This is a genomic window from Trinickia dinghuensis (assembly GCF_003367175.1).
Classification (GTDB): domain Bacteria; phylum Pseudomonadota; class Gammaproteobacteria; order Burkholderiales; family Burkholderiaceae; genus Trinickia; species Trinickia dinghuensis.
On sequence record NZ_QRGA01000007.1, the window covers coordinates 420,530 to 446,625 of the forward strand.

Annotated in this window: 24 protein-coding genes; all 24 read right to left on the minus strand. The window is 62.7% G+C overall.

Features of this window, described 5'->3' with window-relative positions; translation table 11 throughout:
- Nucleotides 1-25 precede the first annotated feature (25 nt).
- Nucleotides 26-505, minus strand: a complete 480-nt coding sequence (locus DWV00_RS14330) for a CoA-binding protein (RefSeq protein WP_115534229.1) — start codon at nucleotides 503-505, stop codon at nucleotides 26-28.
- A gap of 237 nt (nucleotides 506-742) precedes the next feature.
- Entirely contained in the window at nucleotides 743-958 is a 216-nt protein-coding gene (locus tag DWV00_RS34045; RefSeq protein WP_181885464.1) for a hypothetical protein, read from the minus strand.
- 209 nt (nucleotides 959-1,167) lie between these two features.
- The gene (locus DWV00_RS14340; protein ID WP_115534231.1) at nucleotides 1,168-2,886 is read right to left on the minus strand and encodes an AMP-binding protein; all 1,719 of its coding nucleotides are present in this window, start codon (nucleotides 2,884-2,886) and stop codon (nucleotides 1,168-1,170) included.
- A 268-nt stretch (nucleotides 2,887-3,154) separates the two neighbouring features.
- A complete protein-coding gene (locus DWV00_RS14345) occupies nucleotides 3,155-3,583 on the minus strand; it encodes a F0F1 ATP synthase subunit epsilon (RefSeq protein ID WP_115534232.1) in 429 nt (142 codons plus the stop codon).
- Nucleotides 3,584-3,712: 129 nt separating this feature from the next.
- Complete coding sequence (atpD, locus tag DWV00_RS14350) at nucleotides 3,713-5,107, minus strand: F0F1 ATP synthase subunit beta (protein WP_115534233.1); 1,395 nt, start codon at nucleotides 5,105-5,107, stop codon at nucleotides 3,713-3,715.
- Nucleotides 5,108-5,177: 70 nt separating this feature from the next.
- Entirely contained in the window at nucleotides 5,178-6,053 is an 876-nt protein-coding gene (gene atpG, locus DWV00_RS14355; protein WP_115534234.1) for a F0F1 ATP synthase subunit gamma, read from the minus strand.
- A gap of 145 nt (nucleotides 6,054-6,198) precedes the next feature.
- The gene (gene atpA, locus DWV00_RS14360) at nucleotides 6,199-7,740 is read right to left on the minus strand and encodes a F0F1 ATP synthase subunit alpha (RefSeq protein WP_115534235.1); all 1,542 of its coding nucleotides are present in this window, start codon (nucleotides 7,738-7,740) and stop codon (nucleotides 6,199-6,201) included.
- A gap of 52 nt (nucleotides 7,741-7,792) precedes the next feature.
- Nucleotides 7,793-8,332 carry a F0F1 ATP synthase subunit delta gene (locus DWV00_RS14365; protein WP_115534236.1) on the minus strand — a complete coding sequence of 180 codons (540 nt, stop codon included), beginning with the start codon at nucleotides 8,330-8,332 and terminating at the stop codon, nucleotides 7,793-7,795.
- Between the two features lie 2 nt (nucleotides 8,333-8,334).
- Nucleotides 8,335-8,805, minus strand: a complete 471-nt coding sequence (locus DWV00_RS14370) for a F0F1 ATP synthase subunit B (protein ID WP_115534237.1) — start codon at nucleotides 8,803-8,805, stop codon at nucleotides 8,335-8,337.
- Nucleotides 8,806-8,947: 142 nt separating this feature from the next.
- The gene (gene atpE / locus DWV00_RS14375) at nucleotides 8,948-9,217 is read right to left on the minus strand and encodes a F0F1 ATP synthase subunit C (RefSeq protein ID WP_007180033.1); all 270 of its coding nucleotides are present in this window, start codon (nucleotides 9,215-9,217) and stop codon (nucleotides 8,948-8,950) included.
- A gap of 84 nt (nucleotides 9,218-9,301) precedes the next feature.
- Nucleotides 9,302-10,150, minus strand: coding sequence for a F0F1 ATP synthase subunit A (atpB, locus tag DWV00_RS14380; RefSeq protein WP_115534238.1), 849 nt, complete (start codon nucleotides 10,148-10,150; stop codon nucleotides 9,302-9,304).
- 149 nt (nucleotides 10,151-10,299) lie between these two features.
- Nucleotides 10,300-10,833, minus strand: a complete 534-nt coding sequence (locus DWV00_RS14385; protein ID WP_115534239.1) for an ATP synthase subunit I — start codon at nucleotides 10,831-10,833, stop codon at nucleotides 10,300-10,302.
- A gap of 226 nt (nucleotides 10,834-11,059) precedes the next feature.
- The gene (locus DWV00_RS14390) at nucleotides 11,060-12,208 is read right to left on the minus strand and encodes an SLC13 family permease (RefSeq protein WP_115534240.1); all 1,149 of its coding nucleotides are present in this window, start codon (nucleotides 12,206-12,208) and stop codon (nucleotides 11,060-11,062) included.
- 111 nt (nucleotides 12,209-12,319) lie between these two features.
- The gene (locus tag DWV00_RS14395) at nucleotides 12,320-13,207 is read right to left on the minus strand and encodes a ParB/RepB/Spo0J family partition protein (RefSeq protein WP_115534241.1); all 888 of its coding nucleotides are present in this window, start codon (nucleotides 13,205-13,207) and stop codon (nucleotides 12,320-12,322) included.
- A 41-nt stretch (nucleotides 13,208-13,248) separates the two neighbouring features.
- Nucleotides 13,249-14,019 carry a ParA family protein gene (locus tag DWV00_RS14400; RefSeq protein ID WP_115534242.1) on the minus strand — a complete coding sequence of 257 codons (771 nt, stop codon included), beginning with the start codon at nucleotides 14,017-14,019 and terminating at the stop codon, nucleotides 13,249-13,251.
- A gap of 26 nt (nucleotides 14,020-14,045) precedes the next feature.
- A complete protein-coding gene (gene rsmG / locus DWV00_RS14405; RefSeq protein ID WP_115534243.1) occupies nucleotides 14,046-14,771 on the minus strand; it encodes a 16S rRNA (guanine(527)-N(7))-methyltransferase RsmG in 726 nt (241 codons plus the stop codon).
- A complete protein-coding gene (mnmG, locus tag DWV00_RS14410) occupies nucleotides 14,768-16,747 on the minus strand; it encodes a tRNA uridine-5-carboxymethylaminomethyl(34) synthesis enzyme MnmG (protein ID WP_115534244.1) in 1,980 nt (659 codons plus the stop codon). The genes rsmG and mnmG overlap by 4 nt, the downstream gene beginning before the upstream one ends.
- Before the next feature lie 359 nt (nucleotides 16,748-17,106).
- Nucleotides 17,107-17,889 carry an ABC transporter ATP-binding protein gene (locus tag DWV00_RS14415; protein WP_115534245.1) on the minus strand — a complete coding sequence of 261 codons (783 nt, stop codon included), beginning with the start codon at nucleotides 17,887-17,889 and terminating at the stop codon, nucleotides 17,107-17,109.
- A 1-nt stretch (nucleotide 17,890) separates the two neighbouring features.
- Entirely contained in the window at nucleotides 17,891-19,678 is a 1,788-nt protein-coding gene (locus tag DWV00_RS14420) for a branched-chain amino acid ABC transporter ATP-binding protein/permease (protein WP_115534246.1), read from the minus strand.
- 3 nt (nucleotides 19,679-19,681) lie between these two features.
- Complete coding sequence (locus DWV00_RS14425; protein ID WP_115534247.1) at nucleotides 19,682-20,737, minus strand: branched-chain amino acid ABC transporter permease; 1,056 nt, start codon at nucleotides 20,735-20,737, stop codon at nucleotides 19,682-19,684.
- A gap of 116 nt (nucleotides 20,738-20,853) precedes the next feature.
- Nucleotides 20,854-22,014 (minus strand): ABC transporter substrate-binding protein, encoded by a 1,161-nt coding sequence (locus DWV00_RS14430; RefSeq protein WP_115534248.1) that lies wholly within the window; start codon nucleotides 22,012-22,014, stop codon nucleotides 20,854-20,856.
- Between the two features lie 812 nt (nucleotides 22,015-22,826).
- The gene (locus tag DWV00_RS14435) at nucleotides 22,827-23,798 is read right to left on the minus strand and encodes a branched-chain amino acid ABC transporter permease (protein WP_115534249.1); all 972 of its coding nucleotides are present in this window, start codon (nucleotides 23,796-23,798) and stop codon (nucleotides 22,827-22,829) included.
- Nucleotides 23,798-24,682 (minus strand): branched-chain amino acid ABC transporter permease, encoded by an 885-nt coding sequence (locus DWV00_RS14440; RefSeq protein ID WP_115534250.1) that lies wholly within the window; start codon nucleotides 24,680-24,682, stop codon nucleotides 23,798-23,800. Before DWV00_RS14440 ends, DWV00_RS14435 begins: the two co-directional genes overlap by 1 nt.
- A 102-nt stretch (nucleotides 24,683-24,784) precedes the next feature.
- Nucleotides 24,785-26,005, minus strand: a complete 1,221-nt coding sequence (locus DWV00_RS14445) for an ABC transporter substrate-binding protein (protein WP_115534251.1) — start codon at nucleotides 26,003-26,005, stop codon at nucleotides 24,785-24,787.
- Between the last annotated feature and the right edge of the window lie 91 nt (nucleotides 26,006-26,096).

A 26,096-nucleotide genomic window follows, 5' to 3' on the forward strand; every position in this document is an offset into this window, starting at 1 on the left:
GAAATCGGCCCGGCGCGAGGGCGGCTCAGTCGGGCACGCGCGGTGCCGGCGCATTGGCGCGATGCGTCGTGCCGAACAGCCGCTCATGCTCGACCTTCACGCAGACGTTCATCGCGACATCGAGGCCCGCGGCGTTCGCACGCGCGACCGCCTCGTCGTTGACGACGCCCACTTGCAGCCACAGCGATTTCGCGCCGATCGCGATCGCTTGGTCCGCGATGTCCGCCGCCTGCGCGGGCCGACGAAACACGTCGACCATCTCGATGGCGGCGCCTTCCTGCGCGAGCGCCTGCGCGGCATCGGCCAGCGAAGCGTAGCAACGCTGGCCGAGCACGCCGACGGTGTCGTTGGCATACGCCGGATTCACGGGCACGATGCGATAGCCGTGCGACTGCATGTAGGCGGCCACCGAGTGGCTCGGGCGGTACGCATGCGTGGACAAACCGACCACGGCGATCACGCGGTCGCGGCCGAGGATGCGTTTGAGGGTCTCGGACTCGTTCATTGTGTTGCCACGTCGATGGGTAAAAATTGTCGGCACGCGCAAGACTCGGTCAGATACACGCGCGGCGTGCGAGCGGGAAGGGGCATCTTAAGCCCGCAATTCCCTAGACGAAACCCATTCATGCTATTTTCTCGATAAATTACTGAGACACTATTCACGCGGCATTTCACTTCTTGCCGTTAATCGGAAATAGTGACTTAATTGATCCCAAGATCGTGTAAAAAATCCCGCAACGCCTTATTGGGCGGGCGTTACAACCTGAAACACTTTGTTACCGCGTCCTTTTGGCAATTCGCCCACAATGCCCTCAACGGTTTCAACACGGATGTGTCTTCGCTTGGGCTGGTCGAATAGATCGTAGCAATGCCCGAGCCGATAGGTTACCGAGTCATTTCGGGCATCTCTGTTGGAGTCGTTGTCGATGCGCGTCAGTTCGTTTGTCGTGATGTGCACCGGCTCCTTCGTTGGTCTCCTCGCGCTAACCCCGTAGCGTGTGGTTTTTAGCGGGCTATCAAGCCCGCTTTTTTTTTCCGTAATCCGGAGTTGGCGGTTTAGTGCTGACTTCGGTCCTGTGCAAAGCTCATCCGGAGTCGGTGCTGCAGTACTTACTGCAGCACCACGCAGAGTTCCACCTCCGATCCGGTACGAAGCGCCAACGCACATTAGCGCTCGCCCTTGAGTTCCTCGATCATCCGCTCGCGCATGACGAACTTCTGCACCTTGCCGGTCACCGTCATCGGCATCTCCTCGACGAAACGGATGTAGCGCGGCACCTTATAGTGTGCAATCTGCCCTTGGCAATAGGCCCTGACTTCCTCCTCGGTCAGCTGCTCGCCGGGACGCGTGACGATCCACGCACACACCTCCTCGCCGTACTTCTCGTCGGGCACGCCGAACACCTGCACGCTCTGAACCTTAGGATGCCTAAATAGAAACTCTTCCACTTCACGCGGGTAGACGTTCTCGCCGCCGCGAATGAGCATGTCCTTCAAGCGGCCGACGATGTTGCAATAACCTTGCGCATCGATCGTCGCCAGATCGCCCGTGCGCATCCAGCCGTCGACGATCGCCTCTCGCGTCCGCGGCTCGTCGTCCCAGTATCCGCGCATGACCGAATAGCCGCGCGTCCACAACTCGCCCGTTTCGCCCACGGGCACCGTGTTGCCCATCGCATCGACGACTTTCGCTTCCAAGTGAGGCGCGATGCGCCCTACCGTCGACGTTCTTTGTTCGAGCGGATCGTCGGTCGCGCTCTGGAACGAGACGGGGCTCGTCTCCGTCATGCCGTAGGCGATCGTGATCTCCGACAAATGCATGCGCGCGACGACGCGCTTCATCGTCTCGATCGGGCACGGCGAGCCGGCCATGATGCCGGTGCGCAGCGTCGAGAGATCGAATTTCGCGAAGTCGGGGTGATCGAGCTCGGCGATGAACATCGTCGGCACGCCATGCAGGGCCGTGCAGCGCTCGTCGGCCACGGCGGCCAGCGTCGACGCCGGCTCGAACGCCTCGCCCGGAAACACCATCTTCGCGCCCGTCGACACGCTCGCGAGCACGGCGAGCACCATGCCGAAGCAATGATAGAGCGGCACCGGAATGCACAGAGCGTCAGCCTCGGTAAAACGCATCGCCATCGCGATATAGCGGGCGTTGTTGACGACATTGCGATGCGTGAGCGTCGCGCCCTTCGGGTTGCCCGTGGTGCCGCTCGTGAATTGGATGTTGATCGCGTCGAGTGCCGACAGCGCCGCGTCGATCGCATCGAGATCGACCGTCTCGCGCGCCACGCGCCCGGCCTCGATCAGATCGGAAAACGTCGTCATGCCCGGCGTCGACGTATCGCACATGCGCACGACGAGGCGAAGCGCCGGCAAGCGCGCCGCGCGCAGCTGCCCCGGCTCGCACTGGTCGAGTTCCGGCGCAAGCGCCTGCAGCATCTCGACATACTTCGAACTCTTGAAGCATTCGGCCGTGATGAGTGCGCAGCAGCCCGATTTGTTCAGCGCGTACTCGAGTTCGGCCAGCCGATAGGCCGGATTGACGTTGACGAGAATCGCGCCGATGCGAGCGGTCGCAAATTGCGTCAGCAGCCACTCGACCCGATTCGGCGACCAGATGCCGACGCGATCGCCGCGCTTGATGCCGTTCGACGCCAAACCGGCCGCGAGCACGTCGACTTCGTCGGCGAACTCGCGCCACGTCCATCGAATGCCCTGATCCCGGAACACGACGGCCGGGCGGTCCGGAAAGCGTGCCGCCGTGCTCTGCAAGAGCTGGCCGATCGTCGCTTCACTGAGCGCGATGTCGGTCGCGCCGCGCACGTACGAGAGACCATTGATCGGCGCAATGAGAGCGCCTTCCTCAGGAAGCTGCGTCGCCATCTCGATGTCTCCGTGTTCTTAGAAAATTTTGCCGAAAGATTGTGCCACCGAGCGCGACTCTCTCGCATCAAGTCTTACCCGCAGCCCGCTTTCGATGGATGCCAGGAGCGACCGGCGCCGGTGCTTCTTCACTGTACGCGCGCTCCCCTCCACGCAAAAGAAAACGCCGCTGGGCGATCACCGAGCGGCGTTAAAGATCCTACTATTCGCATTGTTTCGAACACGCGCCGATCGCGGCGCGACAGGCGGGCGCGTTCGAGCGCGTTCGTTAGCGGCGTTCCGAGCGCAGCTTGCGCAAACGGGCAATCGCGGCGAGCTGCGCTGTGGCGTAGGCCAACTCGGCTTGCGCCGTCGCGTACTCGATGTTCGAGCCCGAGTTTTGCATGGCTTCCTCGGCGCGCTTGCGCGCCTGATCGGCCTTCGCTTCGTCGAGATCCTGACCGCGAATCGCCGTATCGGCGAGCACGGTCACGGCACCCGGCTGCACTTCGAGAATGCCGCCGGCAACAAACACGAACTCTTCTTCGCCGTTTTCGGCCTCGATGCGCACGGCACCGGGACGAATCCGCGTGATGAGCGGCGTGTGACCCGGCAAGATGCCGAGTTCGCCGGCCTCGCCCGGCAGCGCGACGAATTTCGCCATGCCCGAGAAGATCTGCTCTTCCGCGCTGACGACGTCTACTTTGATGGTTGCCATGTCTTTCGTCCCATGCAAGGCTGGTTGAGCGCATTAGAGGGCGCCGATGCGGCTCGTCGATATCGATACATCGCACGTATCGACAAAGACAAGACGCGTGGCCGGCGCCCGCTGCGTAACACCCGACCGTTACTGGATCTTCTTGGCCTTTTCGAAGGCTTCGTCGATCGTGCCGACCATGTAGAACGCTTGCTCGGGCAGATGATCGCACTCGCCTTCGACGATCATCTTGAAGCCGCGGATCGTTTCCTTCAGCGGCACGTACTTGCCCGGCGAACCCGTGAACACTTCAGCGACGTGGAACGGCTGCGACAGGAAACGCTGGATCTTACGTGCGCGCGCCACCGACAGCTTGTCTTCCGGCGACAGTTCGTCCATGCCCAGAATCGCGATGATGTCGCGCAATTCCTTGTAGCGCTGCAGCGTTTGCTGCACGCCGCGCGTGATCGAGTAGTGCTCTTCGCCGATGACGTTAGGATCGATCTGACGGGAAGTCGAATCGAGCGGGTCCACCGCGGGGTAGATACCGAGCGAAGCGATGTCACGCGAAAGCACGACCGTTGCGTCCAAGTGGCCGAACGTCGTAGCGGGCGACGGGTCGGTCAAGTCATCCGCAGGGACGTACACGGCTTGCACCGACGTAATCGAACCCTTCTTCGTGGACGTGATCCGCTCTTGCAGCTTGCCCATTTCTTCGGCCAGCGTCGGCTGATAGCCCACGGCCGACGGCATCCGGCCGAGCAGTGCCGACACTTCGGTACCGGCCAGCGTGAAACGGTAGATGTTGTCGACGAAGAACAGCACGTCGAGGCCTTCGTCACGGAAGTGCTCGGCCATCGTCAGGCCCGTCAGCGCCACGCGCAGACGGTTGCCCGGCGGCTCGTTCATCTGGCCGTACACGAGCGCGACCTTGTCGAGCACGTTCGAGTCCTTCATTTCGTGGTAGAAGTCGTTCCCTTCACGGGTACGCTCGCCCACGCCCGCGAACACGGAGTAGCCGCCGTGCTCCTTCGCGATGTTATTGATGAGCTCCATCATGTTCACGGTCTTGCCGACGCCGGCGCCACCGAACAGGCCCACCTTGCCGCCCTTCGCGAACGGGCAGATCAAATCGATAACCTTGATGCCCGTTTCCAGCAGTTCCGTCGACGGCGACAGTTCGTCGAACGCCGGAGCCTTCTGGTGGATCGAGCGCTTGGTTTCGCTTTCGATCGGACCGGCTTCGTCGATCGGACGGCCGAGCACGTCCATGATGCGGCCGAGCGTCGGCTTGCCGACGGGCACGCTGATGGGCAAGCCCGTGTTCTTCACCATGATGCCGCGGCGCAGGCCGTCGGACGCGCCGAGACAAATCGTGCGCACGACGCCGTCGCCCAGCTGCTGCTGAACTTCGAGCGTCAGTTCCGTGCCTTCGAGCACGAGGGCATCGTAGACCTTCGGCATGTGTTCACGCGGGAATTCCACGTCGATCACCGCGCCGATGCACTGTACGATCTTGCCTTCTACCAAAGCAGTAGTACTCATCGCTTTTCCTTTAGATACTCAATTCTTCACTCGCGCAACGGGCGCTGAGGACGGTTCGTTCCGACTCGCGTTACACCGCGGCGGCACCGCCCACGATTTCCGACAGTTCCTTCGTAATCGCGGCCTGGCGGCTCTTGTTGTAGACGAGCTGCAACTCGCTGATCACCGTCTTCGCGTTGTCCGACGCGGCCTTCATCGCGACCATGCGCGCCGATTGCTCGGACGCCATGTTTTCCGCGACGGCCTGATACACGAGCGCCTCGACGTAGCGAACGAGCAGCTCGTCGACGACGGCTTGCGCGTCGGGTTCGTAGATGTAGTCCCATGCCGACTTCGGCGTCGTCTCATCCGTCTCGAAGTGCTCCGCCGACAGCGGCAGCAGCTGCTCGATCACGGGCTCTTGCTTCATCGTGTTGACGAAGCGCGTGTATGCGAGATACACCGCCGAAACCTTGCCTTCCGAGTACAGATCGAGCTGCACCTTCACCGCGCCGATCAGCTTTTCGAGGTGCGGCGTATCGCCGAGCTGCACGACGTGCGAGACGACCTTCGCGCGGACGCGATTCAAGAAGCCGAGACCCTTGCCGCCGATTGCCGTGGCTTCGAGGGTTTGGCCTTTCTGCTCGAGCTCCTTGAACTTGCCCACGGTCGCGCGCAGCACGTTCGTGTTCATGCCGCCGCACAGACCTTTATCGGTCGTGACGAGGATGATGCCGGCCGCTTTCGCGCCTTCGTTCGACACCATGAACGGGTGACGATACTCGGGGTTCGCGCGGCTCATGTGCGCGGCGATGTCGCGGACCTTGTCGGCATACGGACGAGCAGCGCGCATGCGCTCCTGAGCGCGGCGCATCTTCGATGCGGCCACCATCTCCATCGCCTTGGTGATCTTTCGCGTGTTTTGCACGCTCTTGATCTTGCCGCGGATTTCCTTCATTCCAGCCATTGCTTGCTCCTTTGCCCGCCTGTGTTAGCGCTTCAGCGCTTACTCAGGCGCCATGCATAGCTGATCGAAGCAGCGCTCGCGTCGTTAAAACGGCTTCTCTTCGTTAGAACGCCGCGCTCACCGCTTCAAGGTCCCTATGCCTCGATCAATAAGCACCCGACTTCTTGAAGTCCTTCAGAGCGGCGTGGAGCGCTGCTTCGTCGTCCTTCGACAAGTCCTTCGTGTCTTCGATGCGCTTGATGAGGTCGGCATGGCTCGTCTTCAGGAATTCGCGCGCGCCCTTTTCGAACGACAGCACATCCTTGACTTCGAGATCGTCGAGGTAGCCGTTGTTCGCCGCGAACAGCGACATGGCCAGCTCCCACACCTGCAGCGGCTGATACTGCGGCTGCTTCAGGAGCTCGGTCACGCGGCGGCCGCGCTCGAGCTGCTTGCGGGTGGCTTCGTCGAGATCCGATGCGAACTGCGCGAACGCAGCCAGTTCACGATACTGCGCCAAGTCGGTACGGATACCGCCCGAGAGCTTCTTGACGACCTTCGTTTGAGCGGCGCCGCCGACGCGCGACACGGACACACCCGCGTTGATTGCGGGGCGGATACCGGCGTTGAACAGGTCGGTTTCGAGGAAGATCTGGCCGTCGGTGATCGAGATCACGTTCGTCGGAACGAACGCCGTCACGTCGCCTGCTTGCGTCTCGATGACGGGCAGCGCCGTCAGCGAACCGCTCTTGCCCTTCACTTCGCCGTTCGTGAACTTCTCGACGTACTCTTCCGAGACGCGAGCTGCACGCTCGAGCAGACGCGAGTGCAGATAGAACACGTCGCCCGGATACGCTTCACGGCCCGGCGGGCGGCGCAGCAGCAGCGAGATTTGGCGATACGCCCAAGCTTGCTTGGTCAAATCGTCATAGATGATCAGGGCGTCTTGGCCGCGGTCGCGGAAGTATTCGCCCATCGTGCAGCCCGAGTACGGCGCGAGGTATTGCATCGCAGCCGATTCCGAAGCCGATGCCGCCACGACGATCGTGTACTCCATCGCGCCCGATTCCTCGAGCTTGCGCACGACGTTCATGATCGACGAAGCCTTCTGGCCGATCGCGACATAAATACAGACGAGGTCTTTGCCCTTCTGATTGATGATCGCGTCGACGGCCACGGCCGTCTTGCCGCATTGGCGGTCGCCGATGATCAGCTCGCGCTGGCCGCGGCCGATCGGCACCATCGAGTCGATCGACTTCAGACCCGTTTGCACCGGCTGCGACACCGACTTACGCCAAATCACGCCCGGTGCGATCTTTTCGACCGCGTCCGTCAGCTTCGCGTTGATCGGGCCCTTGCCGTCGATCGGGTTGCCGAGCGCATCGACCACGCGGCCGACGAGTTCGGGGCCGACCGGCACCTCGAGAATGCGGCCCGTCGTCTTGACGATGTCGCCTTCCGAGATGTGTTCGTATTCACCGAGAATCACGGCGCCGACCGAGTCGCGCTCGAGGTTCAGCGCGAGGCCGAACGTGTTGCCCGGGAATTCGAGCATTTCGCCTTGCATCACGTCCGACAGGCCGTGGATGCGCACGATACCGTCGGTCACGGAGATCACGGTGCCCTGGTTGCGAACGTCCGTGCTCGCTTCAAGGCCCTGGATCCGGCTCTTGATCAGCTCGCTGATCTCAGAGGGATTGAGTTGCATTATTCGCTCCTGATGTTCAATTCTGTTGCGTGCCGTGCGCGTGCGTGCCGCTTTACGCGGTCAGCGCCGAGCGCATGTCGGCGAGCCGTGCGCGAACCGAGGTGTCGAGCACTTCGTCGCCGACGGTGACGCGCACGCCCCCGATCAGCGAAGCATCGACGTCGACCGTCGGCTTGAGCTTGCGCCCAAACTTGCGCTCGAGGCTCGCGACGAGATCGGCGAGCTGGGCGTCTTGCAGCGGGAACGCGCTGACGATCTGCGCGTCGGCCGCGCCTTCGCGAGCGTTTTTCAGTTCGTCGAACTGGACGGCGATTTCGGGCAGCAGCGAGAGACGGTGATTGTCGACCAGCATCTGCACGAAGTTCTTGGCTTGCGGCGAGTCCGTAAGCGGCGACTTCGCTGCGGCGAGCAGCAGGTCGACGACCTGTGCGCGGCTCACCTTCGGGCTCGAGACGACCGACATGAGCTCGGGCAGACGCGCAACCTGGCCCAGCTCCTGCACGAGAGCGGACCATGCGGCGAGGTCGCCGCCTTCAGCGACACTGAACAGCGCTTCTGCGTACGGACGGGCGATGGTTGCAAGTTCGGCCATGATCAGAGCTCGGCTTTCAGTTGATTGAGCAGTTGGGCGTGCGCCGCCTGATCGACTTCGCGCTTCAGGATCTGCTCAGCGCCCTTGACCGCCAGCGTCGCCACCTCGGCACGCAGCGTTTCGCGCGCCTTCACGACTTGGTTGTCGGCTTCGGCTTTCGCCTGAGCGATGATGCGCGCGGCTTCCGCTTGTGCGTTGGCCTTGATTTCCTCGGCCACGGAAAGCGCGCGCTTTTCGGCGTCGGCAATACGCTGCTGACCGTCGTTGCGCGCTTGCGCGAGTTCCTGATCGACGCGCTTGTGCGCCGCCTCGAGTTCGGTCTTGCCCTTTTCCGCGGCGGCGAGGCCGTCGGCGATCTTCTTCGCGCGCTCGTCGAGTGCGTGGACCATCGGCGGCCACACGAACTTCATCACGAACCACGCGAGGATCAGGAACACGACCATTTGCGCAAGCAGGGTTGCGTTGAGATTCACGGTGTTTCCTTAAACGTTGCTAATTCGGAAAGTGAAACGGTAAGGCGCTCATCGACGTTACGTTCGATCAGCGCCTGGCTTGAAGCCTCCGTTTCTCCCCTGCGCCGCCCTAAAGGCCGCGGCGCACAGTTCCCGAGGAACCTCAGCCTGCCAGCTTCGAGAGCAGCGGGTTCGCGAACGCAAACAGCATTGCCACACCAACGCCGATCAGGAACGCCGCGTCGATCAGGCCAGCCAAGAGGAACATCTTGGTTTGCAGCGGGTTCATCAGTTCCGGCTGACGCGCGCAAGCTTCGATGTACTTGCCGCCCATCAGGCCGATACCGATACAGGCGCCGATAGCACCCAGGCCGATGATGATGCCGATACCGATGGCGGTCAGACCTTGGATGTTGGCGATGAAAGCTTGCATGATCACTCCTTTGTAAAAGACTTTTTAGAACTGGATTTAAAGAAACGAAAAACGAATCTGCTCGCGCAGCGACGCGCCCTTGGGTTAGTGCGATTCGTGCGCCTGGCCGATGTACACGAGCGTCAGCATCATGAAGATGAACGCTTGCAACAAAACGATCAGGATGTGGAAGATCGACCACACGGTGCCTGCGATCACATGGCCCACGAAGCCGAGCACCGTCGTGTCCGCGCCGAAGGTCCAAAGGCTGCCGAGCAATGCGATGAGCAGGAACAGCAGCTCGCCCGCATACATGTTGCCGAACAGCCGCAACGCGAGCGAAACCGTCTTGGCGACGAACTCGATGATGTTCAGTGCAAGGTTCGGGATCCACAGCAGCGGATGCGCACCGAACGGGGCCGAGATCAGCTCGTGAAAGAAGCCGCCGGGGCCCTTGATCTTCAGGTTGTAGTAGATCATCAGCACGAACACGCCGAGCGCGATGCCGAACGTGCCGTTCAGATCGGCCGTCGGGACGATGCGGTGGTGCGAGATGACGCTCGACAGGCCGAGCCAGCCGATCACGCGGCCGGGGAGATCGACGGGGATGAAATCGAGCGAGTTCATCAGCGCGACCCAAATGAAGACGAACAGGGCGAGCGGCGCGATGAACGTGCGGTTGCCGTGGATGATCGCCTTCGATTGGTCTTCGACCATCTCGACGAGCATCTCGATCGCGCATTGGAAGCGGCCCGGCACACCCGGGGTCGCGCCGCGAGCGGCCACCAGCAGGATGGCGATCGTCACGAAACCGCACACGAGCGACCAGAACAGCGTGTCGATGTTCAGGATGTGCATGTCGATGATCGACGTCTGGTGCGCAGTGGCGAAGTGTTGCAAGTGGTGCGCGATGTACTCGGACGGATCCAAGTGCGTGCTTTCTGTAGCTGCCATATCGTTTATTGCCACCTAAATTATCGAAAAACTTTCGGTGCCCGCACGCGTGCCGCTAACACGCCGCGCGGACGCGGCGAGCGCCGGCTCGCTGCGATCATCGTCGCGCGCCGCCGGCCCCCACCGTCATCCCATTCATTCTCACCCGCTCACCGCAAGCCCAACGCCAGCCAGTACGTCTGCAGCGTGACGAGGAAGGTCACGAGCAGCGGCAACCACCGCACGTCGTGATACCAGACGGCCACCGCGACGAACATCGCGACCGTCACCCCCATCTTGAGCATCTCGCCGACCATCCATGTCAGGATCGATCCGGCGCCGCCCGCTCCTTTCAGACGTGCCGCGAACAACGCGCTCGGCACCCAGCAAATTGCTCCCCCCAACAAGGCCGACAGCGCAGCAGGACCCGGCGGCTTAGAAAACAGCCACCAAACCACCGTGACGACCAGGGACAAAACCAACTGCGCTATCACCACCTTGAACGGCGTGACGCGCGACGGGCGGCTCACGTCCGAACCAAAGAGCTTTTCGGCCTCGGCACGCGTGAGCGGAGCGAAATTCTTGTCTTGCTGCTCGGCATCCCACGCATCGTCGAACGTTTCCGAACGACCGGCCGCGCGAGCTGAAGAAGGATCGTGTCGCGCGCGTTCGTCGTGCCTTGTGCTCGGCTCTCGATCCGCCATCGCCCTATCCTGCAAAACCCATTTTCCAACCCGCAGCTTTCGCCGTGCTTACGGGGACGCCTAGCTAATAAATCCGGGCGATTGTAAGCGATAGTTGCAGGCGATTCAAGACTTTAGCCGCGACAAAAAACAGCTTGGAAGCGACGCCTAAGGCGGCTGCGCGGCTCGCTGATCTGACTAAACCGAAAGGCGCGGCGAACGCTTGCCGCATCGGCGCCGCCAGGGTTCATGGATGTGTGAGCAACCATCCGCCGAGCGCGACGGCGACGAACCAAAACGGAATCGAGACGAGGTGGAACGGCAGCCAGATGCCGCGCGTTTTCGAGAGCCGCACGGCGATCAGATTGGCCAGCGAGCCGATAGCCACGCCGAAGCCGCCAACGCTTACACCGTAGGCCAATGCGCGCCAGTCTTTTGTAAACTCGGCCAGCATGATCGCGGCCGGCACGTTGCTGATGCCCTGCGACAACACGGCACCTGCGACATAAGCGCGCAGGGGGGATTGAAGACCCAATCGCGCGACGGTGTCGTGCACCCACGGCAGCGCGGCTACGCTGCGCAGCACGATGAACATCAGCACGAAAATCAGCAGCAAAGCCCAGTCGATTTTGAGCACGGCGTCGCGTCGCCACAACAAAAAGCCCCCGGCGACGCCAACGAGACCGATGCCCGGGTGGTGCGAATCGGCCAGCAGCACGAACGCGGCGAACAGCACGGCCGCCACGCCGGCATAGGCGCGATCGACGTGCTCTTTGGCCGCGTCCTTCGACAGGTCCAGCGATTTGCCCTTGAACGCGAGGAAAGTCAGCAGATACAACATCGCCATCAGCACGGCGGTGAGCGGCGCCAGCGCCCAGACGAAGTGCCCGAACGACACGCCGCCGACCTGCCAGAGAAACAGATTCTGCGGATTGCCGAGCGGCGTCAGGATAGAGCCGGCATTGACGGCCAGCGCCAAGAAAATCGTCAGCCGTTTGACGGGCAGCGGCGTCAGCGCATGCAGCGACAGCACGAGCGGCACGACGACGAACAGCGCGACGTCGTTCGTGACGAACATCGACAGCACCGCCGCGAGGCCGATCAGCAAGCCGGCCAGCGCGCGCTCGGTGCGCACGTGATGGACGACGCGGTGAGCGAGCCACATCAGCAAGCCGGAAAGCTCGATCGCCTTGGTGAGCATCAGAAGGCCGGCCAGCGTAAGCACCGTCGGCCAATCGACGAGCCTTGGCAGCACGAGCCAAGGCTGCGGCCGTGTGCCTTGAAGCACGGCTAGGACAACGACGAGAATCGCGAGGACGGGCTCTTTGAATGCGTACGAAACGATTCTGCGAGGCAGGCTGGCAGGGTTCACGCGCACATCGTCGGCAGTCGGCATAAGCAGTGATCGGTCGAGCGAGAACGGAAGCGGAAGCGGGAATGAAACGTCAGCACGAGACGCGTGAGAATCGCGCCGCGTTCACCGCCGTACAGCTCGGTTCCATTCCGTTCAGGCCGCGGGGCCTCCGCGCAATCGCGCGAGAATGCCGTCGAGCGCGTCCAGATCGCCGAATTCGATCTGCAGGTGCCCTCGCCCGCGCCGGCCGAGCTTGATCTTGACGGCCGACGCCAGCAGATCCGACAGTTCTTCCTCGAGACGGCGCGTATCGCGGCCGCCATCGTGATTCACACGCGCTTTCACCGCGGGCTCGGCCTTCGTCGTACTCGTGACGAGCCGCTCCGTCTCACGCACCGACATGCGCTTGTTCACGACTTGGTTGGCGAGCGTGATCTGAGTGGCCGAATCGACGGCCAGCAGCGCGCGCGCATGGCCCATGTCGAGATCGCCCGCGAGCAGCATCGTCTGCACGGGGTGCGCGAGATTGAGCAGCCGCAGCAGATTCGACACGGCACTGCGCGAGCGCCCTACCGACTCGGCGGCCTGCTCGTGCGTGAAGTCGAATTCATCGAGCAGGCGCTGGATGCCTTGCGCTTCTTCGAGCGGATTGAGATCTTCGCGCTGGATGTTCTCGATGAGGGCCATCGCCGCCGCGGCCTGGTCGGGCACGTCCTTGACGAGCACCGGCACCTCGGCGAGCCCCGCGATGTGAGCAGCGCGGAAACGGCGCTCGCCTGCGATGATCTCGTACTTCTCCTCGGAGACGGGCCGCACGAGGATGGGCTGCATGACGCCCTGCGCGCGAATGCTCGCGGCAAGCTCCTGCAGGCTGCCCTCGTCCATGCGCGTACGCGGCTGATACTTGCCCGCCTGCAGCTTACCGAGCGGCAGCACGTTCGGCTGCCCTTCGCCGCGCACGGCCGTCGTGATGTCGGGGCTGCCGCCCAGCAGCGCCTCGAGCCCGCGTCCCAATCCCTTCTTCTTCGCTACGGCATTCATCGTCTATCCTCGATCCGCTTTTCCATCGCGCCGCGCAGCGCTCACAGCGCGCGCACGCGTTCAATCATTTCGGTCCCGAACTGGACATACGCTTGCGCGCCGCGCGACGCGCGATCGAACACGACACCCGGCAACCCATAGCTCGGCGCCTCGGCCAAGCGAACGTTGCGCGGGATGACCGCGTCGAACACCTTGTCGCCGAAATGCTCCTTGAGTTGATCCGATACTTGCTGCTGCAACGTGATTCGCGGGTCGAACATCACGCGCAGCAGGCCGATGACCTTCAAATCGCGATTCAGGTTCGCGTGAACCTGCTTGATCGTGTTGACGAGATCGGACAAGCCTTCGAGCGCGAAGTATTCGCACTGCATCGGAATGACGACGCCGTGCGCGGCGCACAGGCCGTTCAGCGTCAGCAGCGACAACGCCGGCGGACAATCGATGAGAACGAAGTCGTAATCGTCGGCAACCGCCGCGAGCGCAGCTTTCAATTGCCTTTCGCGATTATCCACACTGACGAGTTCGATCTCGGCACCCGCGAGTTCGCGATTGGCCGGCAGCACGTCATACGGCACGGCTTCAGGCTTGATGCGCGCATCGGAGACGGAGACACCGTCGACGAGGACTTCGTAGACGGTGTTCTCGCACTCCGCCTTGTTGATCCCGCTGCCCATCGTCGCATTGCCCTGCGGGTCGAGATCGATCAGCAGGACGCGCTGTCCCTGCGAGGCGAGACTCGCGGCGAGATTGACCGTCGTCGTTGTCTTGCCGACACCGCCCTTTTGGTTCGCCACGCAGAAGATTTTTGCCATCGTTCGGAGATCCTGGGGTCTATTGACTACTGCTGCTGCATTTCGGACGCCGGCGCGGGAGCTGCCCGATCGAGCACGACTTCGACGAGATGCCGCTCGGCGTCGAGAAACGGCACGCGAAGCTGCGCGATCGCGGCGGCGTGCGCACCGAGAGGCAGCCGCTCGATCTCGGCATCGGGCCTCACGCCCTTCATCGCCCAGATCGCGCCCTGCTCGCTGACCAAATGACGGGCAAGTGTAACGAAATCGGCGAGCTCTGCGAATGCGCGCGAGACGATTGCGTCGAATTTTCCTGGGACTTCGATGCCCGGACGAAGATTCTCGACGCGCCCTGTGACGACCGACAAGTTGTCAAGCTTGAGTTCGGCCTTCGCTTGCGCTTGGAAAGCCGTCTTCTTCTGCACGATGTCGTTCAACGTCACCTTGCGTTCGGGGAACACGATGGCGAGCACGATGCCGGGCAATCCGCCGCCCGAGCCGACATCGAGAATCGATTGCCCTTCCCGTGCCGCCAGATGCGGCACGATCGAGAGCGAATCGAGAATGTGCTGAATGAGCATTTGGCGCGGATCGCGAATCGCCGTCAGGTTATAGACCGCGTTCCACTTCGCCAGCAGCGCAACGTAGTCGGCCAGCCGGCCGAACTGATCATCCGAAAGCGCGACGCCGATCTCGTCCGCCCCGGCGTGCAAAAGATCCAACCACGAAGCTCGGTCGCTCGACTGCGCCCCTTTGGCGCGCGACCCCGTCATCGGGCACCGGGAGCCGTGTCGGCCCCGTTTCCGTCGCCGGCATTCGATTCGGCTACCGCCGTCGTCGCGCGCCGGCCCAAGCCCTTTTTCAGATGCACCATCAGCAGCGAGATCGTCGCGGGCGTGATGCCCGAGATACGCGAAGCCTGGCCGATCGTTTCGGGCCGGAATTGACTGAGCTTTTGGCGCGCTTCGAAGGACAATCCGCGGACCGAGGCATAGTCGATCCCGTCGGGCAGCCGCGTGCTTTCGTTCGCTTCGTTGCGCTCGATCTCGTCAGCTTGCCGCTCGATATAGCCCTGGTATTTGACGCCGATCTCGATCTGCTCCTTGATCTGGTCGAGCAGCACGGGATCGTCGGCGAGCGGCGTTTCAGGGCCGCACGTGCCGGCGCGCAGACCGCAGATTCCGTCGTATGTAATCCCCGGCCGCCGCAACAAGTCGGCCAGGTTGTATTCGTGATCGATCGGCTTGCCGAGCAGGGCAGTCGCTTCCTCGGCCGAAAGCGTCTTTGGATTCACCCACGTCGTACGCAGCCGTTCTGTTTCACGTGAAACAGCATCGCGCTTTCGGCAGAACGCATCCCAGCGGACGTCATCCACCACGCCGAGTTCGCGTCCCATTTCAGTCAAGCGCATGTCGGCGTTGTCTTCGCGAAGACTGAGCCGATATTCGGCGCGGCTCGTGAACATCCGGTACGGCTCGGAGACGCCGCGCGTGACGAGATCGTCGACGAGCACACCGAGATAAGCTTGATCGCGCCGCGGACACCACGCGTCGTTCTCCTGGACGAATCGCCCGGCGTTGATGCCGGCAAGCAGTCCTTGCGCCGCCGCTTCTTCGTAACCTGTCGTGCCGTTGATTTGGCCCGCGAAGAACAGCCCACGGATCACCTTGGTTTCGAGCGACGCCTTCAGCCCTCGCGGATCGAAGTAGTCGTACTCGATCGCATATCCAGGCCGGAGGATGTGCGCGTTCTCGAGCCCCCGCATCGAATGCACGAGGTCGAGTTGCACGTCGAACGGAAGGCTCGTCGAGATCCCGTTCGGATAGAACTCGTTGGTCGTCAGCCCTTCCGGTTCGAGAAAGATCTGGTGCGAGTCCTTCGACGCGAAACGGTGAATCTTGTCCTCGATCGACGGGCAATACCGCGGCCCCACGCCTTCGATCACGCCCGTGTACATCGGCGAGCGGTCGAGGCCACCGCGGATGATGTCGTGCGTGCGCTCGTTCGTATGCGTCACCCAGCAAGGCACCTGCTGCGGATGCTGCTCCGCGCGGCCAAGGAACGAGAACACCGGAACCGGATCGAGATCGCCAGGCTGCTCTTCGAGCTTCGAGAAATCGATCGTACGACCGTCGATCCGCGGCGGTGTGCCCGTCTTCAAGCGCCCTTGCGGCAGCTTCAACTCCTTGAGCCGAGCCGACAGCGACACTGCGGCAGGATCCCCCGCGCGGCCACCCGTGTAATTGTTGAGCCCGACGTGGATCTTCCCGTCGAGGAAGGTCCCCGCCGTCAGCACAACGGCCCGCGCGCGGAACCGCACGCCGACCTGCGTGACCGCGCCTACGACGCGATCGCCTTCGACGATCAGGTCCTCCACGGCTTGCTGGAACAGCATGAGGTTTGGCTGATTCTCGAGCCGCCGGCGAATCGCCGCCTTGTAGAGAATGCGGTCGGCCTGAGCCCGCGTCGCGCGGACTGCTGGCCCTTTGGACGAGTTGAGAATCCGAAATTGGATGCCACCCTCGTCGGTCGCGGCCGCCATCGCACCGCCGAGCGCGTCCACCTCTTTCACGAGGTGGCCCTTGCCGATGCCGCCGATCGACGGATTGCAGCTCATCTGGCCGAGCGTTTCGATGTTGTGGGTCAGCAGGAGCGTCTTCGCGCCCATGCGAGCCGATGCCAAAGCGGCTTCGGTGCCGGCGTGACCACCGCCGACGACGATTACGTCAAATTCTGTGGGATAAAGCATGGCGATCCCACGCAGCGTGAAGTGCGTAGGCCTGTCGGGAAAATGTATGCGCGAAATTATAGCGGGGTTCGCGGAAGAGGCGGCCTTGCTAAATGGCGCCAGATTCCGTTTGTGCGCGAAATTCACATAAGTCGTTGGGAGATGGGCCGCTCGCAACGACCACAACGCTGCGAATCCCCTGGTGTTTCACGTGAAACATCATGGAGGTGGGAGCGTGAAACCGAGGTCACTACCCCTCGGCTTCTATAGGAATACTGACGGTCTAAGGTGCCGAAACGGCCGTTGAGGGACAGGCATCGCGCGCGCCCCATCCAAGCATCCTGGCAGTCGGATGCCCAACTGCTCAGATATCCAGATACTCAGGCGGTTTTCTTAGCGAGCCCGAGATACGTCTCGATGACCCGAGGATTCTGCGCTAGCGAATCCGCCGCCCCTTCGAGCGCCAGTTCTCCCGTTTCGAGCACATAACCGTAGTCCGAGATCTGAAGCGCCGCGCGCGCATTCTGCTCGATCAACAGCGTCGCCACGCCCGTGCTGCGCAACGCGCTGATGATATGGAAGATCTCCCTGACGATGAGCGGCGCGAGCCCGAGGCTCGGTTCGTCGAGCATGAGCAAGTCAGGCTTGCCCATCAGCGCCCGCCCGAGCGCGAGCATCTGCCGCTCGCCGCCCGACAGCGTACCGGCCGCCTGCTTGCGCCGCTCCTTGAGCCGCGGAAACCGCTCGAACACCGGATTGAGTTGATCGAGAAAGTCGCGCTCTCCTGCCCGCTTGCGCCGATAGGCACCGAGTACGAGATTGTCCTCGACCGTCATCGTCGAAAACAACTCCCGCTTTTCCGGGACGAGACACATTCCCTGCTCGACACGCTTTTCGACGGGCAGCCCGCCGATATCCTCGCCACGGTAACGCACGGGGCCGGCTGCATGCCCCGACGTCGGAAGCGCGCCCATGACCGCGTTGAGCAGCGTCGACTTGCCGGCACCGTTCGGTCCGATCACGCTGACGATCTGCCCAGGCCGAACGTCGATCGACACGTTATGGAGCGCCTCCACCTTCCCGTAGCGAACGGACAGCCCGGACACCGAGAGGATCGGCTCGGCCGCCGACTTGTTTTTCTTTTCGTTTTCGTTTTCGCTCATGTCATTCCACCCCGCCGAGATAGGCTTCGACCACGGCCGGATCGTTCTGCACGTCTTCCGGCAGGCCATGCGCGATACGCGTGCCGAACTCCATGACGACCAGGCGATCGGCAAGATTCATCACAAAATCCATGTCGTGCTCGACGAGCAGAATGCTCATCCCCTCTCCCTTCAGCCTGCGCAGCAGCTCGCCAAGCTGCTGCTTTTCCCGATAACGCAGACCGGCAGCGGGCTCGTCGAGCAGCAGCAATGTCGGATCGCAGCACAGCGCCCGCGCAATCTCCAAGATGCGCTGCTGGCCGAGCGGCAGACTGCCGGCTTCGTCGTACATGTGCTGCTCGAGGCCGACGCGCCGAATTTGCTCGGCCGCCTCGAACAGCAGCCGCCCTTCCTCTTGCGCATTGAGCCGCGCCAGGCTGCGCCAGACACCGCTGGAGCCGCGCAGATGCGCGCCGATCGCCACGTTCTCGAGCACCGTCATCGTCGGCAGCAGCTTGACGTGCTGGAACGTACGACCGATACCGCGCTTGGCGATTTCACGTGAACTGAGCGCATCGATGCGTTCGCCGCGGAAATGGATCTCGCCGCGCGTCGCCTGCAGCACACCGGTGACGAGGTTGAACGTCGTCGATTTGCCGGCGCCGTTCGGACCGATGAGGGCGATGATTTGCCCGGCCTCGACTTCGAAGCTGACATCGTTGACGGCGACGAGCCCGCCGAACTCCTTCCGTGCGCGGTCGACGACAAGCAACGGCTCGCCCGGTGCCGGCTTCGTCTGCCGCGGTAAAGCCTCGGCGTGCTCGGGCGCACGCGCTCGCGGGCCGCGCGGAAACCAGCGGGCGACGAACGGCCAGACACCCTGCCGCGCATACTGCAGCAGCGCAACCATCAGCACACCGAACACGATGATCTCGAAGTTGCCGCTTTCCCCTAGCAGCCGCGGCAGCAGTGATTGCAGATAGTCCTGCAGAATGGTGAGGATCGCGGCGCCGAGAATCGCACCCCAAACATGCGCGACGCCGCCGACGACGGCCATGAACAAATATTCGATGCCGTGATTGAGTCCGAACGGCGTGGGATTCACGGCGCCCTGCAAGTGCGCGTAGAGGAACCCCGAGATCGCGGCAAGGATCGCTGCATAGACGAAAATGATGACGCGCATCCAAGCCGTATGCACGCCCATGGCCTCGGCCATCACGCCCGCGCCGCGCAGCGCCCGGATCGCCCGCCCCGGCCGGCTATTAAGCAGATTCTGAATCGAAACGACGGACACGAGCACCACGACCCAAATCAGGTAGTAGATGCTGCGGCCGGACGCGAGCGAAAGGCCGACGACACTCAACGCCGGAATGCCGTTGATACCGTCGTACTTGCCGAGCGCATCGAGGTTGCCGAAGAGGTAATACAGCGACAACCCCCAAGCGATCGTGCCGAGCGGCAGGAAGTGCCCTGACAAGCGCATCGTGACGGCACCGATGACGAGCGCGACGAAGGCCGTCATCACGATGCCGACGACGAGCGCGATCCATGGCGAGACGCCGAACTGCGTCGTCAGATAGGCCGTCGCATAGGCGCCCACGCCGACGAACGCGGCCTGCCCGAAACTCGTCATGCCGCCGACGCCCGTGAGCAGCACGAGCCCGAGCGCGACGATCGAATACAGGCCGATGTAGTTCAGCAGCGTGATCCAATACTCGGGCACATGCAGCGGATGCGGCAGCACGGGCAAGGCGAAGAGAATCACGAGAAAGATCCAGATCGGCCTCGCTCCCGAAAATAAGCGCTTCATCGCTCACTCCTCCTCTTCTTCGACGTGCCCGGTGACCAAGCTGCGCCACAGCAGCACCGGAATGATGAGCGTGAAGACGATCACCTCCTTGTAGCCGCTCGCCCAGAACGACGAATACGATTCGAGCAGCCCGACGAGGATCGAGCCGGCCGCCGCGAGCGGATAGCTGACGAGCCCGCCGATGATCGCGCCCACGAACCCCTTCAAGCCGATCAGGAACCCCGAGTCGTAATAGATCGTCGTGAGCGGCGCGACGAGGATGCCGCAGAGCACACCGAGCCCCGCAGCCAGCGTAAAAGCGAGCCGCCCTGCTTGCGTCGTCCCGATGCCGACGAGCCGCGCGCCGAGCCGGTTGACCGAGGTGGCTCGCAGCGCCTTCCCCGAGATCGAACGATCGAAGAACAAGTAAAGCGCGACGATGAGCACGAGCGCCGTGACCACGACCCAGATGCTCTGCCCCGAGATCGACAGACCGCCGATGCTCAAAGAGGCGTCGGAGAACGACGTCGTGCGCGAACCCTCGGCGCCGAACATCAGCAGCCCCACCCCGACCATCGCGAAATGCACGGCCACGGCCACGATCAGCAGCAGCAGCGTCGTCGCCTCGGCCAGCGGCTCGTAGGCCAAACGGTAGATGAAGGGCCCCATCGGCACGACGATCGCGAGCGTCAGCGCGATCTGCACGGCCATCGGCAGCGTCATCGCGTACACATGCTGCGTGATCGCGTAGACGGCGATCGGGCCGAGCAGATAGCGGCTCGCGAGCGACGTCAGCACGCGCGGCGCATGCCGCCGGCGCTCGGCATGCCGCACGAGCCCGGCCACTTCGACGACGAAACACGCCGCACCGAGCACGGGCAGCAAGATGGCGGTGGCCGGAAGCTTCTGCGCCTGCAGCATCGCAAGCGTCAGCGCCCCGTACGAAACGAACTCCCCTTGGGGAATGAAGATGACGCGCGTGACGGAGAAGACCAGGACGAGCGCAAGCGCGAGTAGCGCATAGATCGCCCCGGTCGTGATGCCGTCCTGCGCGAGGATCGCGGCAATCGATAAATCCATGCTTGTTCGAGTCCTGTACCTACTAAGCGACGAATGACGAATCCGAATCGACGGAAACCAAACGAAATGCCGCCCAGGCGGGCGGCACGGCCTATCTCAAAGCCCACCCGACTGCATTACTCGTTCAGCAGCTTCCACTTGCCGTCGACCACCTCCACCATGACGCGCGCGCGCTTGTCGAGCCCGTTATGGTTCGTCGGCGTCGTCGTCATGATCCCTTGCGAGATCGGCAATTCCTTGATGTTTTCCAATGCATCGCGCAGCGCCGAGCGGAACGCTTCGGTGCCGGGCTGAGCCTTGCCGAGCGCCACGGGGATCGCCTTCTGCAGCATCTGCCCCGCGTCCCAAGCATGACCGCCGAACGTCACCACGGTGCCGACGCCGTAAGCCTTCTCGTAGGCATGCTGATACGCGAGCGCCGACTGCTTCACCGGGTTGCTGTCCGGCAGCTGATCCGCCACGAGCACCGGGCCCGAAGGCAGGATCTCGCCGTCGCAATCCTTGCCGCACACGCGCAGGAAGTCGTTGTTCGCCACACCGTGCGTTTGATAGACCTTCCCGTTGTAGCCGCGCTCCTTCAGCTCCTTGGCGGGCAGCGCCGCCGGCGTCCCCGAGCCCGCGATCAGCACGGCGTCGGGATGCGCGCTCATCAACCGCAGCACCTGGCCCGTGACGGAGGTGTCGGCGCGGTTGTACTTCTCGTTCGCGACGACCTTGATGTGATCGGCCCCCGCAGCCTTCGCGAATTCGGCGTTCCAGCTCTCGCCGTACGCATCGGCAAAGCCGATGAAGCCAACAGTCTTCACGCCGTGCTTGGCCATGTAATCGGCGATGGCGGTAGCCATGAGGCTGTCGTTTTGCGGCGTCTTGAACGCCCACTTGCGCTTGTCGTCCACCGGCTCGACGATCTTCGCCGAGGCGGCCAGCGAAATCATCGGCGTCTTGGCGGCCGAGATGGGATCGAGCATCGCGAGCGAGTTCGGCGTCACCGACGAACCGACGATCGCATCGACGTGATCTTCGTCGATGAGCTTGTGCACGTCCTGCACCGCTTTGCCCGTATCGGAACCATCGTCGAGCACGATGTATTGCACGGTCTTGCCGCCGATCTCCTTGGGCAGCAGCGCCACGGTGTTCTTCTCGGGAATGCCGAGCGAGGCGGCCGGTCCCGTCGTCGACAGAACGACGCCGATCTTCACTTGCGCGAAGGTGACGCCGGCCATGCACATCGTTGCCGCCGCCACGGCGCCATGTACCCATTGCTTCATCGTCATTATTGATCTCCAGAGGCTTTACGCGAGAAAGCGCGTTGTCATTGCCGGGGCATAGGCCGGCTGAAAACGATTATTTTTGCGAGCCTGTTTCGCAAGGCGCGCTCGGGTCAAAGAAAAAACGATACACGATGCCGCTCGTCGGAGCACTTCATGTCACGCGCGGCCGGTGTGTCCTGCGAATGAATCGATGATCGATGGGTGGGCGCATCAGTATCTGTCTCGCTCATTCACTTACATATTAGTATTATTTCGCTCGCCATTATTTCCCGTCAAGGAAGCATTTCCCGGCCACGGGTTTCCCCCAAGGAGGTGGGACAAACAGCGTTTGAATATTTCAAACCTCGCGCTCACGTTCAAACACGCGAAGGGAAGGCGCTGCTTGAGCGCGGCACGCGCGCGTATGGAATCGGAGTCGCGTTGCCGAAGGGCATGCTCGAAGAAAGGCGATTCTCCGATTGCATGAATCGAACGCACAAATAAAAAGCGCTGTTGGATCCTATCCAACAGCGCTTTCGTCCGGGCACTGAGTGCCTCGATTGTCTCCTCGTTCTCCACCTGTAAATTCGGTGCATCAGAACTGAGACGAAGATTAAACAACCCCGTCTTGTCCCACAACCTAGCACTTTCCCTAGTGGTGCACAGCAGCACACAATTCATGCAGGCACGCATCGTTTGAAGCCGCGTACTCGCGCCGCACGACAGGGCATGCCCGCCCACCCGCGCCGCACGAGGGTTTGCCCTGCTCCGCCCTCGTGCAAAGCGTGCACGCCGCCCGCATGGCGCGCCGCAGCGCAACAGCCCGACATCGAGCCTGCTCACCCGCGCAGCGGCCGCACACGCGCGACGATTTCGCCGACGATCCCGCGCCGGAATGCGAGCACGCAAGCAATGAAGACGATGCCGATCACGATCGTCGTCGAATCGCCGAGCGAATTGAACCAGTCGATGTGCGTGAGCGAGGCGAGCGCGGCGCCGATATCGCCGAGGCGCTCTTCGAGCGTCACGACCAGCGCGGCGCCCACCAGCGGCCCGAAGAGCGTGCCCATGCCGCCCACGAGCGTCATCAGGATCACGAGGCCCGACATCGTCCAGTACGCGTCGCCGAGCGTCTCGAAGCCCAGCACGAGCACCTTCAGCGAACCGGCAAGCCCGGCCAGCCCGGCCGAGAGCACGAATGCAAGAAGCTTGAAGCGGTCGGTGTCGTAGCCGAGCGAGATCGCGCGCGGTTCGTTCTCGCGGATCGCCGTCAACACTTGCCCGAACGGGGAATGCACGACGCGCACGATCAGCAGGAAGGCCAATACGACCAAGACGAGCACGACGTAATAGAGCGTCAAGTCCGACGATAAGCTCAGGAGTCCGAACAATTTACCGCGGGGCACGCCTTGCAAGCCGTCCTCGCCGCCCGTGAACGGCGCTTGCAGATAGATGAAATAGACGAGCTGCGCGAGCGCGAGCGTGACCATCGCGAAGTAGATGCCCTGGCGCCGAATCGCGAAGAAACCGACGATCAGCCCGAGCAGCGTCGCCGCCGCGGTCCCGGCAAGCAAACCGAGTTCCGGTGTGAGGCCGAGCGTCTCGATCGTGTAGCCGGTCATGTACCCGGCCGAGGCGAGGAACATTGCATGGCCGAACGAGAGCAGCCCCGTATAGCCGATCAGCAAATTGAAGGCGGCCGCGAACAGCGCGAAGCTGAGCACCTTCATCACGAACACGGGATACGCGCCTGCCCACGGCGCCACGATGAGCCCGACGAGCAAGAGGGTGTAAAGCGCTTTTCTTTGCATCACCGTTCCTTGCCGAAGAGACCCGCGGGGCGCACGAGCAGAACGAGCGCCATGATGACGAAGACGACGGTGGCCGACGCCTGGGGATAGAACACGCGCGTGAAGCCCTCCACGATGCCGAGCAGCAGGCCGGTGAGGATCGAGCCCATGATCGAGCCCATGCCGCCGATCACGACGACGGCGAACACGGTGATGATCATCGGCTGGCCCATCAGCGGCGACACTTGAATGACGGGCGCGGCGAGCACGCCGGCAAACGCAGCCAGCGCCACGCCGAAACCGTACGTCAGCGTGATCATCAGCGGCACGTTCACGCCGAACGCCTCGACGATCTTCGGGTTCTCGGTGCCCGCGCGCAGGTAGGCGCCGAGCCGCGTCTTCTCGATGACGAACCAGGTGGCGAAGCACACGACGAGCGAGGCCACGACCACCCACGCCCGGTAGTTGGGCAGATACATGAAGCCGACGTTCGTCGCACCCGAAAGCAGATCGGGGACGTCGTACGGCTGCCCCGAGGAGCCGTAGATCGAGCGGAACACGCCTTCGACGACGAGCGTGAGCCCGAACGTCAGCAAGAGCCCGTAAAGATGGTCGAGGCGATAGAGCCACCGCAGCATCGAGCGCTCGATGAGCACGCCGAACAGGCCGACGACGAGCGGCGAGAGCACGAGCATCGCCCAGTACGGCAGGCCGAAGTAGTCGAGGCCCATCCACGCGAGCATGGCGCCGAGCATGAACAATGCGCCGTGCGCGAAGTTGATGACGTTGAGCATGCCGAAGATCACGGCCAGCCCGAGGCTCAGGATCGCGTAGAACGATCCGTTGACGAGCCCGAGCAAGAGCTGGCCCAGCATGGCCTGCAACGGAATGCCGAAGATATCCATTGAACTGCCATCCAAGAGAAGAAGACGCGCGCGTTGCGGGCGCGCGCGTCATGACCGCGTACTAATGCAAACGGCAAGCGGCCCTTTACATCACCGTCACCATCACTTCCAAAGATCGCACTGCGTCTCGGCCTTCGTGCCGAACGCTTGATCGCCCGGAATCGTCGCCTTCAGCGTGTAGTAGTCCCACGGCTTCTTCGATTCGGCCGGCGTCTTGACCTGGAACAGATACATGTCGTGCAGCATCACGCCGTCGGGGCGCACCGTGCCCTTCGCATAGAAATCGTCGACCGGCTGCTTGTGCAGCTGCGCCATCACCTTGTCCGGGTCCGTCGAGCCGACCGCCTTCACGGCGTTCAGGTAGTCCGTCGTCGCCGAGTAGTCGGCCGCTTGCAGGCTCGAGGGCATCTTGCCCGTTTTCTTGAAGTACTTCTCGGCCCATGCGCGCGACTTGGCGTTCTGATCCCAGTACCAGCTGTCGGTCAGCAACAAGCCCTGCGCCGTCGGCAGCCCGACGCTGTGCACGTCGTCGAGGAACATCAGCAGCGCGGCGATCTTCATCGTCTTCGTAATGCCGAATTCCTTCGCCGCCTTCAGCGAGTTCACCGTATCGCCGCCTGCGTTGGCCAAGCCGAGCACTTGCGCCTTCGACGCTTGCGCCTGCAGCAGGAACGAGGAGAAGTCCGATGCGGACAGCGGATGCAGCGCGTTGCCGAGCACCTTGCCGCCGTTCGCCTCGACCACCTTCGCCGTGTTGCTTTCCAGCGACTTGCCGAACGCGTAATCGGCAGTCAGGAAGTACCAGCTCTTTTCCCCGCTCTTGACGATCGCGGAACCGGTACCGCGCGCCAGCGCCGTCGTGTCGTAAGCGTAGTGAATGGTATAGGGCGTGCACTGCTTGTTCGTCAGCGCATCGGTGCCGGCGCCGATCGAGAAGTACGGACGCTTCTTTTCCTTGATGACGTCGTTCATCGCAAGACCGGTGGCCGAGTTCGTGCCGCCGATCAGCATGTCGAGGCCTTCCGTGTCGATCCACTTGCGGGCCGTGGATGCGGCGATGTCGGCCTTGTTCTGGTGGTCCTGCGTGATCAGCTTGATCGGCAGCCCATTGACCTTGCCGCCGAAATCGTCGATGGCCATCTGGATCGCCGTGGCGCCGCCCTTGCCGTCGATATCGGCGTACAGGCCCGACATGTCGGTAATGAAGCCGATCGTGACTTGGCTCTCGGCCGCGACCGCGTGCTGTGCGGCGAAAGCGGCGGCGAGTGCGGTGCCGGTAACTGCGAGAGTGCGAACAGCACTTGCGAGCAACTTGGTCCTCATCGGGTATCTCCTTCTTCGCTTATGGTTGTGCATACAACTATTTTCATGCATGAGATGCGACGCGCCCGCGAAACACGAGACGAGCGCCTGA